Here is a 15,945-nt window from a genome sequence, read left to right as displayed (position 1 = left end):
GCGTGCGCGCTCGGTGCCGGCGTCCCGTGCCTTCCTGCCGCGGGCGTGCCCCCCCTTACCGCCGACGCGACGAGACCACGCCCGACACCCCGTTGAGCTGAGCCAACGCCCGCTGCAACTGCCCTCCGTCGCGCACTTCGACGGTGAACTGCATGAACGCCTGCTGCCCGCGCGACTGCGTGCTGACGCCCGTCACGTTGAGCTTCTCGCGCGAAAAGACTTCGGAGATGTCGCGCAACAGCCCCTGACGGTCAATCGCCTCGATCTGGATGTCCACCGGATACGCCGCCACGCCACGGCCTTCGAGCACGTCGCCGGACCAGGCCGTCTGAATCACCCGCTCGGGCGCGCGCGCCTTCATCGCCTGAAAGTTGGCGCAGTCCTGGCGGTGAATCGACACCCCCTTGCCCCGCGTGACGAAACCCACGATCGGGTCGGGCGGCGCCGGCCGGCAGCATTTGGCCAACTGGGTGAGCAGCGCCCCAACGCCAACCACCAGCACCCCGCTCTTGGCGCCTTGCGTAACACTGGTATCGAGACTCTTCTTCGCGACGAGCGTGTCCTCATCGCGTGGTTCCGGTCCCGGTAGGCTGCCCGAGAGCGCCTGCTCGACATGCCGCAGACTGAACTCGTCCTTCGCAACGGACGCATAGAGATCGTCCGGCGTGCGAAAACCGAGCCGCGCGGCCAGCTCCTCGAGGTTGACCGACGTCTTGCCCTCGCGCTGCAGCGTCTTGTCGATAAGCGTTCGCCCGTTGGCGATCGTCTCCTCGAGATCGACGGCATTGAACCACTGCCGCACCTTCTGCCGCGCCCGATGACTCTGCAAGTACCCGAGTTGCGCATTGAGCCAGTCACGCGACGGCCCGCCCTGCTTGACCGTGATGATCTCTACCGTCTGCCCGTTCTGCAGCGGCGTATTGAGCGGCACCATGGCGCCGTCCACACGCGCGCCGCGACAGCGGTGCCCCAGCTCGGAGTGCAGGTGGTAGGCAAAATCGACGGGCGTGGCGCCCTGCGGCAGCGCAATGACACGCGCTTGCGGTGTGAGCACGTAGATATGGTCGTCGATGGTCGCACGCTTGAGCTGCTCCCACGGTTCGGCCGTCGCCTCGGTGCCGACCGTGTCGGCCACGTCGTCCTTCCACGCGAGCAACTGGCGCAGCCACGCGATCTTCTCGTCGTATGCCTCGTTGGCGGCAAAGGCGCCGCCATAGCCGCGCTGCCCGGCCTCCTTGTAACGCCAGTGCGCGGCAATGCCGTATTCGGCGAAGTGGTGCATCTCGTGCGTCCGAATCTGCACTTCGAACGCGCGCCCGTCATCGCCGATCACCACCGTATGCAGCGACTTGTAGCCGTTCGGCTTCGGACGCGAGATGTAATCGTCGAACTCCTTCGGAATCGGCTGCCACAAATTGTGTACGATGCCCAGCACCGTATAGCACGCCTTGATGTCGTCGACGATCACACGAAACGCGCGCACGTCGTACAGTTCCGCGAAATCGACAGCCTTGCCGCGCATCTTCTTCCAGATGCTGTAGATGTGCTTCGGCCGCCCGGATACTTCGGCCTTCACGCCCGCACGCGCGAGCTCGTCCTGAAGCCGCTGGATCGCGCTCTCGATGAACGACTGTCGCTCGGCGCGTTTTTCTTCGAGCAGCTTGGCGATCTGCTTGTAGGTCACCGGCTCCAGGAAGCGGAACGCGAGATCCTCGAGCTCCCACTTCAGTTGCCAGATGCCGAGACGGTTGGCAAGCGGCGCATAGATCTCCAGCACCTCGTGCGGCATGTCCTCCGGCGGCGCCTTCTTTTGCGCGGCATACCACCGCAGCGACTGGAGCCGCGAGGCGAGGCGGATCATCACGACCCGGATGTCCTGCGCGAAGGCGAGCAGCATCTTGCGCAGGCCCTCGACCTGCGACTTGCGCTCGGCGAGCGCGTCGCGATCGCGCCCGTCTGACGGCATGGCTTGCGCCGCGCGCGAGCCCGCTCCCGAAAGGCGTTGCAGCTTGCGCACGTCGATCACCAGCGCTGCGACTTCGGCGCCGAACTTCTGCGTCAGCGTCGCCTGCGGATCGGGGAGAAATTCGACGGCGCAGAAGAGCGCGGCAGCCTGATGCGTGGCTTCGTCCACGCGCAGGGTGTCGAGAATCGCGAGCATGCCACGCGCATGCGCCATGATCGGCTCGCCGGACGAAAGCACATGGTCCTCGCACAGCGTCGCGGCGAAGGCGAGCGCGTCGTCGAGCGTGGCCGGCAACGCAGCCTCGGCCACAGCCGGCGCCGGATCCGAGGCACCGGTCGCCGATGTGGCATTCGCGCCAGCGGATGTCGGTGCTTGATGTTGGTTCATGTCGGAACACGGGGCGCCAGGCGCCCCGGATGAAGCGGTCGTCGCGCTCAGCTATCGCGCTGCGCTGCCACGACCACGATTTCAACGAGCATGGCAGGATCGGCAAGCGCCGCCTGCACCGTGGCGCGCGGCGGCGCATTGCCGGCCGGCACCCACTCGTCCCACACCTGATTCATTTCACCGAAGTACTTCATGTCGGAGATGAAGATCTGACACGAGAGAATCAACGACTTGTCGCTGTTCGCTTCGGCGAGCAGGCGGTCGATGTGCGCGAGAACCTGACGCGTCTGTCCGGCCATATCCTGGCTGCGGTCATCAGGCGTCTGCCCGGCCAGATAGACGGTGCCATTGTGCACCGCCATGTCCGACCAGCGCTTTTCGACGTAGAAACGTTGTACTGCCATGATGTAAGACTCCTCGTGTTCTTCGAATTCCGGACCTGCCCTGCGATGCCCCTGGGACGCCCGTCAGTCGGCATATCCGTCAAAAAAACGGCGTGCGATCTCGATCTGATCCGCATGCACGAACGTCGGCGCGTGTCCCACGCCGGGTATTTCCACGGCGCGCGCGTGTTGCGCGTGCGCGAGCATCTGTTGCATCGTGGTGCGCGAGAGCAGGTCCGACTGCTCGCCGCGCACCACGAGCGTGCGTCCGCCAAACGCCGCGAGCGATGCCCAGAGCATCGCCTCGCCGGCCGCCACGGCCTCGGGTGAAATGGCCGTAAACGCCGCGCCGATGGCAGGATCGTAACGCAACACAAATCCGTCGCCATCGGCCTTGACCAACGGCTCGCACAACGCGCGCCACTCCTGTGGCGTATGCGGGCCGAAGGCCGACGAAATCGACCACAGATAATCCGCCGCCTCGTCCATCGACGCAAAGCGCTTTGGCATGCCGACATACTGTCCGATGCGCGCCAGCGCCCCGGCATCGATGTGAGGGCCGACGTCGTTGAGCAGCATGTTGCGGATCGGCGTCTGCGGCAGGCCCGCGAGCCCCATGCCGATCAGCCCGCCCATCGAGGTGCCGAACCAGTCCACCGACGCAACGCCCAGCCGCGCGATCAGCGTCACCATGTCCGCGACGTACTGCGGCACGGCGTAGCCGGCGGGGTTGCGCAACCATTCCGACTGCCCCCGCCCGACCACGTCCGGGCATACAACGCGGTAATCGTTCGCGAACGCCTGCGCGAGCGCGTCGAAGTCGCGGCCGCAACGCGTGAGGCCGTGTACGCACACCAGAACGCGCGGATTGCCGGGATCGCCCCACTCCGCATATGCCATGCGATGCAGCCCCGACGGACTCAGACACTGAACGCTTGACAGACGGGGCACGTGGCTCGGCATGGCGGACTCATCGGATCGGTTTCCAGACCCGAATTCTACCGCGCTTGCCGCAAACCGTAAGCTAGAATGAGGCCACTCACGAGCCGCATCAAACCGCAGTCCGCGGTGCTACTCAGCAATTTCAAACGCTTTTCCCCCACCTCATCCGCACGGAGACGACGCAATGCTGAAAGGAAAAATCGCCCTCGTGACCGGCTCGACCAGCGGCATCGGTCTGGGCATGGCACAGGCGCTGGCGGCCCAGGGCGCCTCGCTCATCACGAACGGTTTCGGCGACGCCGAGGGCGCGCGCAGAGCCATCGCCGACGCGGCGGCGAAAGCGGGTCACACGGGCGTGAGCATCGGCTATCACGGCGCCGACATGAGCCGGGCGAGCGAGATCGAGGCCATGATGCAATATGCCGAATCGGAGTTCGGCGGCGTGGACATTCTCGTGAACAATGCCGGTATTCAGCACGTTGCGCAGATTCAGGATTTTCCGACGGAAAGATGGGACGCGATCATCGCGATCAACCTCACGTCGGCATTCCACACTACGCGCCTCGCGCTGCCGGGCATGCGCATGCGCAACTGGGGACGAATCATCAATATCGCGTCGGCCCACGGGCTCGTGGGCTCTGCGGGCAAGTCGGCGTATGTGGCGGCCAAACATGGCATCGTCGGACTGACCAAAGTGACGGCGCTCGAAAATGCGCAGACCGGTGTGACGGCCAACGCCATTTGCCCGGGCTTCGTGCTCACGCCGCTCGTTCAGAAACAGATCGACGATCGCGCGGCGCGCGAGCACCTCTCCAGCGAGGCGGCCAAGCGCTCGCTGCTCGGCGAGAAGCAGCCATCGGGCGATTTCGTCACACCCCAGCAATTGGGTGCGCTGGCCGTTTTCCTGTGCAGCGAAGCCGCCGACCAGGTGCGCGGCGTCGCTTGGAACATGGACGGCGGCTGGGTGGCGCAATAAGTGCAATAAGTGCAATAAGTGCCGTCAGCGCAATCAACGCAAACAGCACATCAGGCAGCAACAGCCATCCAGGCCCGCCAGGCGTGTCCGCCGGGCGCCACGGGCCTGGTAAGGCAATGACGCGCAATAACACGCAATAACACGCAATAGCGCGCAATATCACACATGACGCGCAGTCGCGCGCGACAATACGCGGCGCCGGAAAAACGAAACGGGCGGGGAAACCCCGCCCGTTTCGACCTCCACACGTCGCCGGGTTCAACGGCCCCGCAACGCTCAGCAAGACACTCGGCCGACCGCCCCCGCGCGTGGAGGTGGCCGACGACGTATTACCAAGGCGCACCGAAGCGCGCCGAAACACACTCCGGCATCAGACAGCGCTCGTGTCGAGCGGCGCCCCGGTCTTCTGCGTAATTTCTTCCTTCGTCACACCCGGCGCCAGTTCGACGACCTTCAGGCCATCCGGCGTCACGTCGATCACACCCAGATCGGTGATGATGCGGTTGACCACGCCAACGCCGGTCAGCGGCAAATCGCAGTTCTTGAGGATCTTGTGCGCATCGCCCTTGGCTACATGCTCCATGAGCACGACCACGCGGCCCACGCCGGCGACGAGATCCATCGCGCCGCCCATGCCCTTGATCATCTTGCCCGGGATCATCCAGTTCGCGAGGTCACCCTTTTCGCTCACCTGCATCGCCCCGAGAATCGCCAGGTTGATGTGGCCGCCGCGAATCATGGCGAACGAGTCGGCCGACGAGAAGATCGACGAACCCGGCAGCGTCGTCACCGTCTGCTTGCCGGCGTTGATCATGTCGGCGTCGACTTCGTCTTCGGTCGGGAACGGGCCGATACCGAGCAGGCCATTCTCCGACTGCAGCCAGACTTCCATGCCTTCGGGCACATGGTTGGCCACGAGCGTGGGCAAACCGATGCCAAGGTTCACGTAAAAGCCGTCTTCGAGCTCGCGCGCCGCGCGCGCGGCCATTTCATCACGATTCCATGCCATGACTATCTCCTTGTTCTCGGCGGCTTACTTGGCACGTACCGTGCGCTGTTCGATGCGTTTTTCCGGATGCGCGTTCACCACGATGCGCTGCACGAAGATACCCGGCAGGTGCACGTCGTCCGGATCGATCGAACCGGTCTCGACCAGTTCTTCCACTTCGGCAATCGTGATCTTGCCGGCCATGGCGGCCACCGGATTGAAGTTGCGGGCGGTGCGGTTGAATACGAGGTTGCCGGCGCGGTCGGCCTTGGCAGCCTTCACCAACGCGACATCGGCGCGCAGCGAGCGTTCCATGACATACGTCTCGCCGTCGAACTCACGCGTTTCCTTGCCTTCGGCCACTACCGTGCCCACGCCTGTCTTCGTGAAGAATGCGGGAATGCCCGCGCCGCCGGCGCGCAGCTTCTCGGCGAGCGTGCCCTGAGGCGTGAATTCGAGCTCGAGCTCGCCGGCCAGATACTGGCGCTCGAACTCCTTGTTCTCGCCGACGTATGACGAAATCATCTTCTTGATCTGGCGCGTCTCGAGCAACAGGCCCAGGCCGAAACCGTCCACGCCGGCGTTGTTGCTGATGCAGGTAAGCCCCTTGACGCCCGAGTCGCGCAGCGCGGCGATCAGGGCCTCCGGAATGCCACACAGGCCGAAGCCGCCGACGGCGAGCGTTTGCCCGTCTGCGACGACGCCGGCGAGCGCCTCCTTGGCGCTGGCGTATACCTTGTTCATCGTTTGTCCCTTTCCCTCGGTTGAGAATTGAAATTATGCCGCGCTCTCACGCGTTGCAAGGCTCGCGCCGAACCGCGAGACGCCGCGGACGCGCGCCCGGTGCAATCGTAGAGCTTACGGTGGCGCCCAAATGGGGCACAATACGTGAAATTACATATCTTCCCGTGCACCGGCCGCGGCACGCGCCGCGCTCGCGCGGGGCCCGACCCGATCCGCCCTGCCCCCATGCCGACGTTCGACTATCAGACAGCTTTTCACATCGCGCCGGTCGGTCTGGTGATCTCGCGCCAGCGCATCATCGAAGATTGCAACCGACAGCTTGGCAAGATCTTCGGCTACGAGCCCGAGGCGCTCATCGGCCAGTCGTTCCAGGTGCTCTACCCGTCGCCCAAGGAATTCGAGCGCATCGGCGAGCGGATCCCGCCGATCATGAGCTCGCAGGGCGTCTATTCCGACGAGCGCATCATGCGCCGCGCCAACGGCGAACTGTTCTGGTGCCACGTCACGGGCCGCTCGCTCGACGTACACGATCCGCACGCGGCAGGCTTGTGGACGTTCGAGGACATCTCGGCCACACGCCGCGTTGCCGTGGCCCTCACCGCCCGCGAGCGGGAGATCGCGGCCCAACTCGTGCAAGGCAAGACCAGCAAGCAGATCGGCAAGATCCTCGACATCAGCCCGCGCACAGTCGACATCTACCGCGCGCGCCTCATGCAGAAATATGGCGCGGGCACGGCCACCGAGCTTGTCCAGCGCCTGCTCGGCAACTGAGACGCGCGGCGCGCCGCTTCACGACATGAGCGCGCGCACGCCGTCGGGCAGCGGCACTGATTTCTCCTCCTTGTAGTTCACCCAAACGATCTTGGCGTTACCCTGCGCAACAAGCACGTCGGGCGTATCGGCCCGGCGCAGCTCGAAGCGCGTGTCGATGCTGCTTCGCCCCGGCTCGCCGACGAACATGCGGCAATCGATATCTCCCGGGTAGCGCAACTGCCGCAGGAACGTCATGCCGGCGTTGATGATGACCGGCCCTTCGCCCGTGGCGCTCTCTTCCGAAGCAATATTGAGCGACTCCAGCCACGAAATACGCACCTGCTCCATGTACCTGAAGTACACGGTGTTGTTGACGTGCCCGAACGCATCCATATCGCCCCAGCGAATCGGCATGCGCATGCGAAAAACTTCCTTGTAGTGTGACGACACTTCGAATCCCCATGTTGAAAACCGACGCCGCGACCTGCACCGGCCGGACGTCATGGGATGAAAGTGTATCGCCTGAACTCGTTCGATGTGCGCCAGCCGGCGCATTTCGGATGTGATGAGCGGGGGGATCGGAAATATCCGAAGACCGATCCGCCCTCGCCGATCGCCTTACCGACCGTTGAGCGCCTGCGGCTTGCCCGTTGCCGACTCGTCCCTCACCGCGGCTTCGGCCTTCTCGACCAGATCGCGGCCGACCAGCGCCTTCCATTTGGTATAGACGGGTCGCGTCGCGTCCACGAAACGTTGGCGCTGCTCCGGCGTGAGCCTCGTCACCTTCACGCCGCGCGCCTCCAGGTCCTCCCACATGCCGCGCCCGCTGCTCAGCAGATCCTCGCGCGCGAGGGTGACTTCGAAGCGAGCCGCCTCCACCGCCGCCTCGCGCACGATGTCGCGATCCTGCGGCGACCAACTGTCCCACACCTGCCGGTTCACGACGAAGACGATGGGGTCGGCAACGTAATCCCACACGGTGATGTAGCGCTGTCCCACCGTATCGAGTCTGACGTTGTTGTAAATCGTGATCGGGTTTTCCTGACCATCGATCTTGCGCGCGCGCAGCGCACGAAACGCCTCGTTCCACGTCATCTGCGCCGGCACGGCACCGAGCGCGGTGAAGATATCGTTGAACAGCAGGGAACCGACGACGCGAAAACGCAGGCCGCGCATGTCCTCGGGCGTGCGAATCGGGCGGCGCGAATTGCTCAGTTGCCGAAAGCCGTTCTCGCCCCATGCAAGCGGCACGACGCCCTGCTCTTCCACGCGACGAAACAATTCGCGTCCGACGTCGCCCTGCGTGAGCGCGTCGAGCGAGCGATAGCCGCGCAGCAGGAACGGCAGCGAAAAGACGTTGAACTCGGGAATGGCCGACGACCAGTTGATCGTCGAGCCGACGGCGATGTCGATCACACCCTGACGCAGTGCGGAGAATTCGCGCGTCTGGTCGCCGCCGACGAGCGCGGCGCCCGGGTGCAGCCGGATATTGATACGACCGCGCGTGCGTTCGCGCACCATCTCGGCCCAGAGCTGCGTGCCCTTGCCCCAGGGGGTGCCGGCGTCCGGCACGATCGACAGCGAGTATTCGGCCTTGTAAGGTTGCGCGGCGACGGGCAGCGCAGTTGCGGCGAGGGCAAGCGCGACTCCGACGAGCCCCCGCCAGCCTAGATTACGCATGGTGTCCTCAAGATGATTCGGGATCCGACGTCAACGCGACGCCCTCACGATCCCGTGAACATCGACAAATTATGCGCTCGTCGTCGCGGCGCTGACTGCCTCGGACAATCCCGGATTGCCGCGCCGCAGCGAGCCTGCGCAACTGCGCAAAGTCCTCGCCAGACGGCGCGGCGCGTTCAGCTCACGGCCAGTCCGTCGTCGATGGTCATGATCGATCCGTTGATGAATCGAGAATCGTCCGAGGCCAGAAGAAGAATCAACCCATCGAGATCACTGGGCTCACCCACCCGCTGACGCGGCAGCATCTGCACGAGCTTGCGCCCGGCCTCCGTCTGCCAGTGCTCGTGATTGATCTCAGTGTCGATATAGCCGGGGCATAGCGCGTTCACGTTGATATTGAAGCGCCCCCACTCCAGCGCCATCGCGCGCGTCATATGAATGACCGCCGCCTTGCTGAGGCAGTACACGCCGAGCATGGAAATCGCGCGTTGCCCGGCCACCGACGCCACGTTGACGATGCGATGCTGCCGCTGCGGGTCGCCTTTCGCGCGCCGGATCATGCGCTTGGCGACTTCCTGCGCCACGAAAAACGCGCCGCGCGTGTTCGTATCGAGCACGTAGTCGTACTCCTGCGGCGTGACGTCGACCAGACGCTGCTGGGTGGACACCCCGGAATTGTTGATGAGGATGTCGATGGCTCCGGCTTCGGTCTCGGCATGTGCCACCCCGGCACGAATGCTGTCGTAGTCGGTCACGTCGATCGGCACCACATGCGCGGCGCCCCCCTGCGCCTCGATCTCCGCGCGCAGTTCCTTGAGCCGCTCCACGCGGCGACTCGCCAGCACCACCTTGGCCCCCGCCTGCGCCAGCACCTTGGCAAACTGCATGCCCAGGCCGCTCGACGCCCCCGTCACCATCGCCACCTTGCCTTCCAGATTCAGCGAACGCCCCATCTCCTCCCCCTCATGCCCGAACGGGCAATGAACGCCGGCGCGACCCGAAGCGTGTCGCTAGAGCTTCCTACCTACCAAACCGAACGATCGTGCTATTAATATGCGGTTGCGAGGTGTTCCCCATTCCCGGAAAATGGCCGCACCCACGAATTCTAACGTTTATAACAGGAGCATCAATGGATCCCAAGCTGCTCGAGCAGTACGGCCCGAGGGAGTCGATGGAGTATGACGTCGTCGTGGTCGGCGGCGGCCCGGCCGGCCTGTCCACGGCTATCCGTTTGAAGCAACGCGCGCAGGAAGCGGGCAAGGAAATTTCCGTGTGTGTGCTGGAAAAAGGCTCGGAAATCGGCGCTCACATCCTGTCCGGCGCGGTCATGGATCCCCGCGCGCTCACCGAACTCATCCCCGACTGGAAGGTACTGGGCGCACCGCTCGACACTCCCGTCGTCGAAGACCGCTTCCTGTTCCTCACCGAGAACGGCGCGACTGCCACGCCCTCGTGGCTGCTGCCGGCCTGCTTCCAGAACCACGGCAACTACGTCATCAGCCTGGGCAACGTGGTGCGCTGGCTCGGCCAGCAAGCCGAAGCGCTCGGCGTTGAAATCTTCCCGGGCTTCGCCGCCGCCGAAGTGCTTTATGACGAGAACGGCGCGGTCATGGGCGTGGCCACGGGCAACATGGGCGTCGGCAAGAACGGCGAGCCGACGGAGAACTTCCAGCTTGGCATGGAGCTGCACGCCAAGTACACGATCTTCTCCGAAGGCGCGCGCGGCAGTCTCGGCCGCCAGTTGATGCGCAAGTTCAATCTCGACGAGGGGCGCGATCCGCAGGCCTACGGTCTTGGCATCAAGGAACTGTGGGAGATCGATCCGGCCAAGCACAAGGAAGGCCTCGTCGTGCATACGGCCGGCTGGCCGCTCAAGGCCGACACCTACGGCGGCTCGTTCCTCTATCACCTGTCGAACAACCAGGTGGCCGTAGGCTTCATCGTCGGCCTGGACTACAGCAACCCGTACCTGTCGCCGTTCGAGGAATTCCAGCGCTACAAGACGCACCCTTCGATTCGTCACTTCCTGGAAGGCGGCAAGCGTATCTCGTATGGCGCGCGCGCCATCACGGCCGGCGGCCTGCTCGCATTGCCGAAACTCGTCTTCAAGGGCGGGGCACTCGTTGGTTGCGAAGCCGGTTTCCTCAACGTGAGCCGCATCAAGGGCAGCCACGCCGCGATCAAAAGCGGCATGCTGGCCGCGGACGCCGCATTCGACGCCCTTGCCGCCGATCGCCAACGTGACGAACTCACGGCGTATCCGGCCGCGTTCGAGCAATCGTGGCTGCACGAAGAGCTGAACAAGTCCCGCAACTTCAAGCAATGGTTCAAGAAGGGATTGACCGTCGCGACGATCATGACGGGCATCGAGCAGAAACTGCTCGGCGGCAAGATGCCGTGGACCATCCACCGCAAGAAGGCGGACTACGAGTGCTTGCTGCCGGCGGCGCAATGCCAGCCGATCGTCTATCCGAAACCGGATGGCAAGCTGACATTCGACCGCCTCTCTTCGGTCTTCATCTCGAACACCAACCACGAGGAGAACCAGCCGGCGCATTTGACGCTCAAGGATCCGAGCGTGCCGGTGGGCATCAATCTGGCCGAGTATGCGGGGCCCGAGCAGCGCTATTGCCCGGCGGGCGTGTACGAGTTCGTGAAGAACGACGACGACTCCGAGCGCCTGCAGATCAACGCGCAGAACTGCGTGCACTGCAAGACGTGTGACATCAAGGACCCGACGCAGAATATCGTGTGGGTTACACCCGAAGGCGGCGGCGGGCCGAATTACCCGAACATGTGATGCAGGAACCGACCGCCGGCCCGTCCGGCGGTTTTCAATGGTGCGCAGCCCATGGCGCCGGCGGCTGGCTCGGTCCGTGTCGATCCGGCGCCGAATTCACGGCTGGACGCAAGGAGGCATGATGCCGAGAACTTCCGTATCTTCCGTATGGCTGCCGGGCGTGGTCCTCGCGGGCGCCCTCTCGCTCGCTTACGGCTGGGCGCAAGCGAAGACTGTGAGTTACCTTTGCGACAACCGGCACGTTGCCGTGGTCGTCTACGACGATCGCGACCTCGGCGGCAACGTGACGTTCTACTGGATGGGCAAACGCGAGATCCTCAAGCCCGCGCGAGCCGCGAGCGGCGAGAAGCACGTGGGGCGCACGCTCGTGTGGTGGAGCAAAGGACCGGAGGGCACGGTCTACACCGCGAAGGACGAGCAACCGATCGCGCAGTGCAAGGAGTAACAAAAAAGCGCCAGACGAGTTGCCTGGCGCATTGGTTCGAGGCGTGCATTCGGGGTGACGCGCTCGCGGTTCAGCGCGTCGATGGGTGTTGGCGCCGCGGGCGCGGCGTCAAACCGCCGCGCTCACTCCGGCGCGCGGGCCGCAATCACCGGCGTGCCGACCCGCACGTCCCCGCACTGCGCACGATGGCGTAACGCGTGATCGATCAGCACGAGCGCCAGCAGTGCTTCGGCAATCGGCGTCGCGCGAATGCCGACACAGGGGTCGTGGCGACCAAACGTCTCGACCGTCGACGCTTGTCCGGTCACATCGATCGAGCGACGCGGCGTGCGAATGCTCGACGTCGGCTTGATCGCGATGGAGACGTCGATGTCCTGCCCCGTCGAAATTCCGCCGAGGATGCCACCGGCGTTGTTGCCGACGAAGCCTTCCGGCGTCAGTTCGTCACCATGCTCGGACCCCTTCTGGGTGACGCATCGGAAACCCGCCCCGATCTCGACGCCCTTGACGGCGTTCAGCCCCATCATCGCGTGCGCGATATCGGCATCAAGCCGGTCGAACAGGGGCTCACCAAGCCCCACCGGCACGCCGGTGGCGACGACGCGCAGGCGCGCCCCCACGGAATCGCCCGCTTTGCGCAGATCGTCCATATACGCTTCGAGCTGCGGAACGACGTCTGCATTCGCGGCGAAGAACGGGTTTTGCGATACCTGTGACCAGTCCGTCTGCGGAATCTCGATGTCACCGAGTTGCGTCATGCAGCCGCGCACCTGTACGCCGAATCGCTGCGCGAGCCACTTCTTGGCCACGGCGCCGGCCGCGACCACCGGCGCCGTCAGCCGCGCCGACGAACGGCCCCCGCCGCGATAGTCCCGCACGCCGTACTTTTGCAGATAGGTGTAGTCGGCATGCCCCGGGCGGAACGTCTGCACGATGTTGCCGTAGTCCTTGCTGCGCTGATCGGTATTGCGGATGAGCAACGCGATGGGTGTGCCCGTCGTCACGCCTTCGAATACGCCCGAGAGAATTTCGACGGCGTCCGGTTCGTTACGCTGCGTCACATGACGCGACGTGCCCGGGCGGCGGCGATCCAGCTCCACCTGAATGTCGGCTTCCGTGAGCGCCATTCCCGGCGGGCAGCCGTCAATGACGCAGCCGATGGCCGGGCCATGCGATTCGCCGAAAGTGGTGACGGTAAACAGGGTTCCAAGCGTATTGCCAGACATACGGGGATCAGGGTCGGTGAGACGGGAAAGCCCTATTATGCCAGCGATCCCGCCCGGTCGCGCCGCCTGGCGCGGCATACCGCGACGTCCGAAGCGTCCCTGAAGCGTCCCTGAAGCATCACACGGGCCACGGTCCGCGCAGCTTGAGCACTTTCTCGCGCAGCGCTTCGGGCGTGGCCTGCGCCGGCGTCACCGGCTCGCCGATGACCAGTTCCAGCCGATTCAGAATGCCGCGCTTGAACGGACGTGTCATCGCGGCGCCCCCATGGCGAGAGAAGAAGCTGCCCCACAGGCCGCGCAGCGCCATCGGAATCACCGGCACCGGCGTGCGCTCCACGATACGCTGAATTCCCTGCCGGAAAAGCTGTACGTCACCCGACGCCGTCAGCTTGCCCTCGGGGAAAATGCAGACGACCTCCCCGGCGTCGAGCGCCCCGGAAATCTGCGCGTAGGCGCGCTCGAGCGTATGCGCGTCCTCGTGCGCCGGCGCAATGGGGATCGCGCGAACCGTGCGAAAGAACCACGAGAGCACCGGCATCCGGAAGATTCGGTGATCCATGACGAAGCGCACCGGACGCCGAATCGAGGCGCCGATCACCACGGCATCCGCGAAGCTCACGTGATTGCACACGAGCACGCACGGCCCCTCGTCCGGAATCCGGTCCGCACCTTCGACCTCGATGCGGTAGACGGTGTGCAGCAGCAACCACATCACGAATCGGATCAGGAATTCTGGCAGGAGCGTGTAGAGATACACCGCGACCAGCGCGTTGAGAATGCCGGTGACCAGATACAGTTGGTCGATGGTGAGGCCCGCGCGCGTGAGCGCCATCGCCATGAGGGCCGAGACGATCATGAACAGCGCATTGAGGATGTTGTTGGCCGCGATGATCCGCGCGCGATGCGATGGCGCGCTGCGGCTCTGGATCAGCGCGTAGAGCGGCACGCTGTAGAAGCCGCCGAACATTGCGAGCAGGAACAGGTCCGCAAGGATTCGCCAATGCTTCGGCACGGCAATGAATTGCGCAACCGTCTGCAACGAAGCGCCACCCGCGCCGCCGCGGCTGGCGAAATAAAGATCGACGGCGAAAACCGTCATGCCGATCGAGCCGAACGGCACCAGCCCGATCTCCACCTTGCCGCCCGACAGCCGCTCGCACAGCAGCGAGCCTGCGCCGATGCCCACGGAGAACATCGCGAGCAGCAATGTGACCACGCCAGGATCGGCGCCCAGCACGTCGCGGGAAAAATTGAAGAACGAGGCGAGGAAGGTCGCCCCCAGAAACCACAACCAGGAAATGCCCAGCAGGCTCTGGAACACGGCACGGTCGCCGCGGGCAATCTTCAGATTTCGCCACGTCTCCGTGATTGGGTTCCAGTTGATGCGCAGATCGGGCTGCGCGGCCGGTGTTTGCGGCACCCAGACGGACGCGAGCCGCCCCAGCGCCGCCAGCGCCAGGCAGACGCCGCCGAGCCATGGCAACGCCGGCGCCCCCGCCGCGGCGATCTCCCCGCCCAGGATGGTGCCGATGAGGATGGCCACGAACGTCCCCATCTCCACCAGGCCGTTGCCTCCCACGAGTTCCCGCGTGGCGAGATGCTGCGGCAGATAGGCATACTTCACCGGCCCGAACAGCGTCGAGTGCAGTCCCATCAGGAACGTACACGCGTAGAGCAGCGACGCGTTCGTCCAAAGGAAACCGAGCGCGCCCACGGCCATGATGACAATCTCGAGCGTCTTGACGAAACGGATCAGCCGCGCCTTGTCCCACTTGTCGGCAATCTGGCCGCTGGTGGCCGAAAACAGTAGAAACGGCGCGATGAAAATGGCCGAAATCAGGAACGCCGCCGTCTTGCCGTCAACGTCCTGAAAAAGCGACGCATGGTAGGTCACAAGCGACGTGAACGCGATCTTGAACACGTTGTCGTTCATCGCGCCCAGGAACTGCGTCCAGAAAAACGGCGCAAAGCGCCGCTGCCTCAGCAACCGTGATTGACGGCCCTCGCCGCGTGCCCCGCGCTGGCTGGGCTCGCTCACTTGGCGTTTTCCGCTTCCTCGGCCGGCCAGTCGCGGATGTAGGCCTTGAGCATCTGGTTCTCGAAGGACTGTTCCTCGACGACCGCGCGCGCCACATCGTAGAAGGAGATCACGCCCATGAGCGTGCGATTGTCCATGACCGGCAGGTAACGGGCGTGGCGCTCGAGCATCATGCGACGCACTTCGTTCACATCCGTCTCGGGCGTGCAGGTGAGCGGATGGTCATCCATGATCTTGCGGATGGTCGAGCCGCCTACGGTCCCGCCGTTCTTGCTGATCGTGTTGATGATCTCGCGGAAGGTGAGCATGCCCACCAGGTCGCCGTATTCCATGACCACGAGCGAGCCGATGTCGTGCTCCGCCATGGTATCGACGGCATCGGCCAGCGACGTCTCCGGGGTCACGGTGAAAAGGGTGTTGCCCTTTACCTTCAGAATGTCAGACACACGCATGGCACACACTCCTCTTTGTGTTGCTCGGGCAAACGCGGCGGAACGCTGCCGCCTGACGTACCGCTGAACGATTGCTTGACCATTGCCGGGCACCGGCTATGAACGGACCACCACCGGCCGCGACGCCGGTGTGTTCGCACTGATTCCTCGACGGAACCTGTTCAA

At 64.4% G+C, this 15,945-nt stretch carries 15 protein-coding genes; 4 read left to right on the top strand and 11 right to left on the bottom strand.

Annotation, left to right across the window (positions count from 1 at the left end; genetic code table 11):
- Window positions 1-55 precede the first annotated feature (55 nt).
- The 3 genes from PNO31109_RS12240 to PNO31109_RS12230 form a co-directional block, all read right to left on the bottom strand.
- Window positions 56-2,353, bottom strand: coding sequence for a RelA/SpoT family protein (locus PNO31109_RS12240; RefSeq protein WP_277396694.1), 2,298 nt, complete (start codon window positions 2,351-2,353; stop codon window positions 56-58).
- Window positions 2,354-2,400: 47 nt separating this feature from the next.
- Window positions 2,401-2,757 carry a RidA family protein gene (locus PNO31109_RS12235; protein WP_150555781.1) on the bottom strand — a complete coding sequence of 119 codons (357 nt, stop codon included), beginning with the start codon at window positions 2,755-2,757 and terminating at the stop codon, window positions 2,401-2,403.
- Between the two features lie 63 nt (window positions 2,758-2,820).
- A complete protein-coding gene (locus tag PNO31109_RS12230) occupies window positions 2,821-3,699 on the bottom strand; it encodes an alpha/beta fold hydrolase (protein ID WP_150555780.1) in 879 nt (292 codons plus the stop codon).
- 163 nt (window positions 3,700-3,862) lie between these two features.
- Between PNO31109_RS12230 and PNO31109_RS12225 the strand changes: the two genes are divergently transcribed.
- Window positions 3,863-4,654, top strand: coding sequence for a 3-hydroxybutyrate dehydrogenase (locus tag PNO31109_RS12225; protein ID WP_150555779.1), 792 nt, complete (start codon window positions 3,863-3,865; stop codon window positions 4,652-4,654).
- A 370-nt stretch (window positions 4,655-5,024) separates the two neighbouring features.
- Here PNO31109_RS12225 and PNO31109_RS12220 read toward each other — a convergent pair whose 3' ends face one another.
- Together PNO31109_RS12220 and PNO31109_RS12215 are read right to left on the bottom strand one after the other, a co-directional pair.
- Window positions 5,025-5,663, bottom strand: coding sequence for a CoA transferase subunit B (locus PNO31109_RS12220; RefSeq protein ID WP_150555778.1), 639 nt, complete (start codon window positions 5,661-5,663; stop codon window positions 5,025-5,027).
- A gap of 24 nt (window positions 5,664-5,687) precedes the next feature.
- Window positions 5,688-6,386, bottom strand: coding sequence for a CoA transferase subunit A (locus PNO31109_RS12215; protein WP_150555777.1), 699 nt, complete (start codon window positions 6,384-6,386; stop codon window positions 5,688-5,690).
- A gap of 225 nt (window positions 6,387-6,611) precedes the next feature.
- On the opposite strand from PNO31109_RS12215, the gene PNO31109_RS12210 reads away from it, so the two are divergent.
- Entirely contained in the window at window positions 6,612-7,157 is a 546-nt protein-coding gene (locus PNO31109_RS12210; protein ID WP_150555776.1) for a PAS and helix-turn-helix domain-containing protein, read from the top strand.
- A gap of 18 nt (window positions 7,158-7,175) precedes the next feature.
- Here the strand turns inward: PNO31109_RS12210 and PNO31109_RS12205 are convergent, their stop codons facing one another.
- The 3 genes from PNO31109_RS12205 to PNO31109_RS12195 form a co-directional block, all read right to left on the bottom strand.
- On the bottom strand, window positions 7,176-7,643 hold the full coding sequence (locus tag PNO31109_RS12205) for an acyl-CoA thioesterase (RefSeq protein ID WP_150555839.1): 468 nt from the start codon (window positions 7,641-7,643) through the stop codon (window positions 7,176-7,178).
- Between the two features lie 114 nt (window positions 7,644-7,757).
- Entirely contained in the window at window positions 7,758-8,819 is a 1,062-nt protein-coding gene (locus PNO31109_RS12200; RefSeq protein ID WP_150555775.1) for a DctP family TRAP transporter solute-binding subunit, read from the bottom strand.
- Window positions 8,820-8,995: 176 nt separating this feature from the next.
- The gene (locus PNO31109_RS12195; protein ID WP_150555774.1) at window positions 8,996-9,772 is read right to left on the bottom strand and encodes an SDR family oxidoreductase; all 777 of its coding nucleotides are present in this window, start codon (window positions 9,770-9,772) and stop codon (window positions 8,996-8,998) included.
- Between the two features lie 176 nt (window positions 9,773-9,948).
- Here PNO31109_RS12195 and PNO31109_RS12190 point away from each other — a divergent pair, with 176 nt between their 5' ends.
- Window positions 9,949-11,619, top strand: a complete 1,671-nt coding sequence (locus PNO31109_RS12190) for an electron transfer flavoprotein-ubiquinone oxidoreductase (RefSeq protein WP_150555773.1) — start codon at window positions 9,949-9,951, stop codon at window positions 11,617-11,619.
- A gap of 118 nt (window positions 11,620-11,737) precedes the next feature.
- A complete protein-coding gene (locus PNO31109_RS12185) occupies window positions 11,738-12,064 on the top strand; it encodes an MliC family protein (RefSeq protein ID WP_174966368.1) in 327 nt (108 codons plus the stop codon).
- A 122-nt stretch (window positions 12,065-12,186) separates the two neighbouring features.
- Here the strand turns inward: PNO31109_RS12185 and aroC are convergent, their stop codons facing one another.
- From aroC to PNO31109_RS12170, 3 genes are all read right to left on the bottom strand, one after another.
- Window positions 12,187-13,290: a chorismate synthase gene (gene aroC / locus PNO31109_RS12180; protein ID WP_150555771.1), complete on the bottom strand. Its 1,104-nt coding sequence runs from the start codon at window positions 13,288-13,290 to the stop codon at window positions 12,187-12,189.
- A gap of 118 nt (window positions 13,291-13,408) precedes the next feature.
- The gene (locus tag PNO31109_RS12175; RefSeq protein WP_150555770.1) at window positions 13,409-15,328 is read right to left on the bottom strand and encodes an MFS transporter; all 1,920 of its coding nucleotides are present in this window, start codon (window positions 15,326-15,328) and stop codon (window positions 13,409-13,411) included.
- The gene (locus PNO31109_RS12170; protein WP_150555769.1) at window positions 15,325-15,780 is read right to left on the bottom strand and encodes a CBS domain-containing protein; all 456 of its coding nucleotides are present in this window, start codon (window positions 15,778-15,780) and stop codon (window positions 15,325-15,327) included. The genes PNO31109_RS12175 and PNO31109_RS12170 overlap by 4 nt, the downstream gene beginning before the upstream one ends.
- Window positions 15,781-15,945 lie beyond the last annotated feature (165 nt).

This window comes from Pandoraea nosoerga, assembly GCF_902459585.1.
GTDB classification, from domain to species: Bacteria; Pseudomonadota; Gammaproteobacteria; order Burkholderiales; family Burkholderiaceae; genus Pandoraea; species Pandoraea nosoerga.
This window is presented reverse-complemented; position numbering and strand designations above follow the sequence as displayed.

What these genes read in the sequence shown, in the direction of transcription:
- PNO31109_RS12230 (WP_150555780.1), bottom strand. Translation starts at nt 3,699, where the DNA reads ATGCCGAGCCACGTGCCCCGTCTGTCAAGCGTTCAGTGTCTGAGTCCG.
- PNO31109_RS12190 (WP_150555773.1), top strand. Translation starts at nt 9,949, where the DNA reads ATGGATCCCAAGCTGCTCGAGCAGTACGGCCCGAGGGAGTCGATGGAG.
- PNO31109_RS12235 (WP_150555781.1), bottom strand. Translation starts at nt 2,757, where the DNA reads ATGGCAGTACAACGTTTCTACGTCGAAAAGCGCTGGTCGGACATGGCG.
- PNO31109_RS12240 (WP_277396694.1), bottom strand. Translation starts at nt 2,353, where the DNA reads ATGAACCAACATCAAGCACCGACATCCGCTGGCGCGAATGCCACATCG.
- PNO31109_RS12205 (WP_150555839.1), bottom strand. Translation starts at nt 7,643, where the DNA reads ATGACGTCCGGCCGGTGCAGGTCGCGGCGTCGGTTTTCAACATGGGGA.
- PNO31109_RS12210 (WP_150555776.1), top strand. Translation starts at nt 6,612, where the DNA reads ATGCCGACGTTCGACTATCAGACAGCTTTTCACATCGCGCCGGTCGGT.
- PNO31109_RS12225 (WP_150555779.1), top strand. Translation starts at nt 3,863, where the DNA reads ATGCTGAAAGGAAAAATCGCCCTCGTGACCGGCTCGACCAGCGGCATC.
- PNO31109_RS12200 (WP_150555775.1), bottom strand. Translation starts at nt 8,819, where the DNA reads ATGCGTAATCTAGGCTGGCGGGGGCTCGTCGGAGTCGCGCTTGCCCTC.
- PNO31109_RS12195 (WP_150555774.1), bottom strand. Translation starts at nt 9,772, where the DNA reads ATGGGGCGTTCGCTGAATCTGGAAGGCAAGGTGGCGATGGTGACGGGG.
- PNO31109_RS12170 (WP_150555769.1), bottom strand. Translation starts at nt 15,780, where the DNA reads ATGCGTGTGTCTGACATTCTGAAGGTAAAGGGCAACACCCTTTTCACC.
- PNO31109_RS12215 (WP_150555777.1), bottom strand. Translation starts at nt 6,386, where the DNA reads ATGAACAAGGTATACGCCAGCGCCAAGGAGGCGCTCGCCGGCGTCGTC.
- aroC (WP_150555771.1), bottom strand. Translation starts at nt 13,290, where the DNA reads ATGTCTGGCAATACGCTTGGAACCCTGTTTACCGTCACCACTTTCGGC.
- PNO31109_RS12185 (WP_174966368.1), top strand. Translation starts at nt 11,738, where the DNA reads ATGATGCCGAGAACTTCCGTATCTTCCGTATGGCTGCCGGGCGTGGTC.
- PNO31109_RS12220 (WP_150555778.1), bottom strand. Translation starts at nt 5,663, where the DNA reads ATGGCATGGAATCGTGATGAAATGGCCGCGCGCGCGGCGCGCGAGCTC.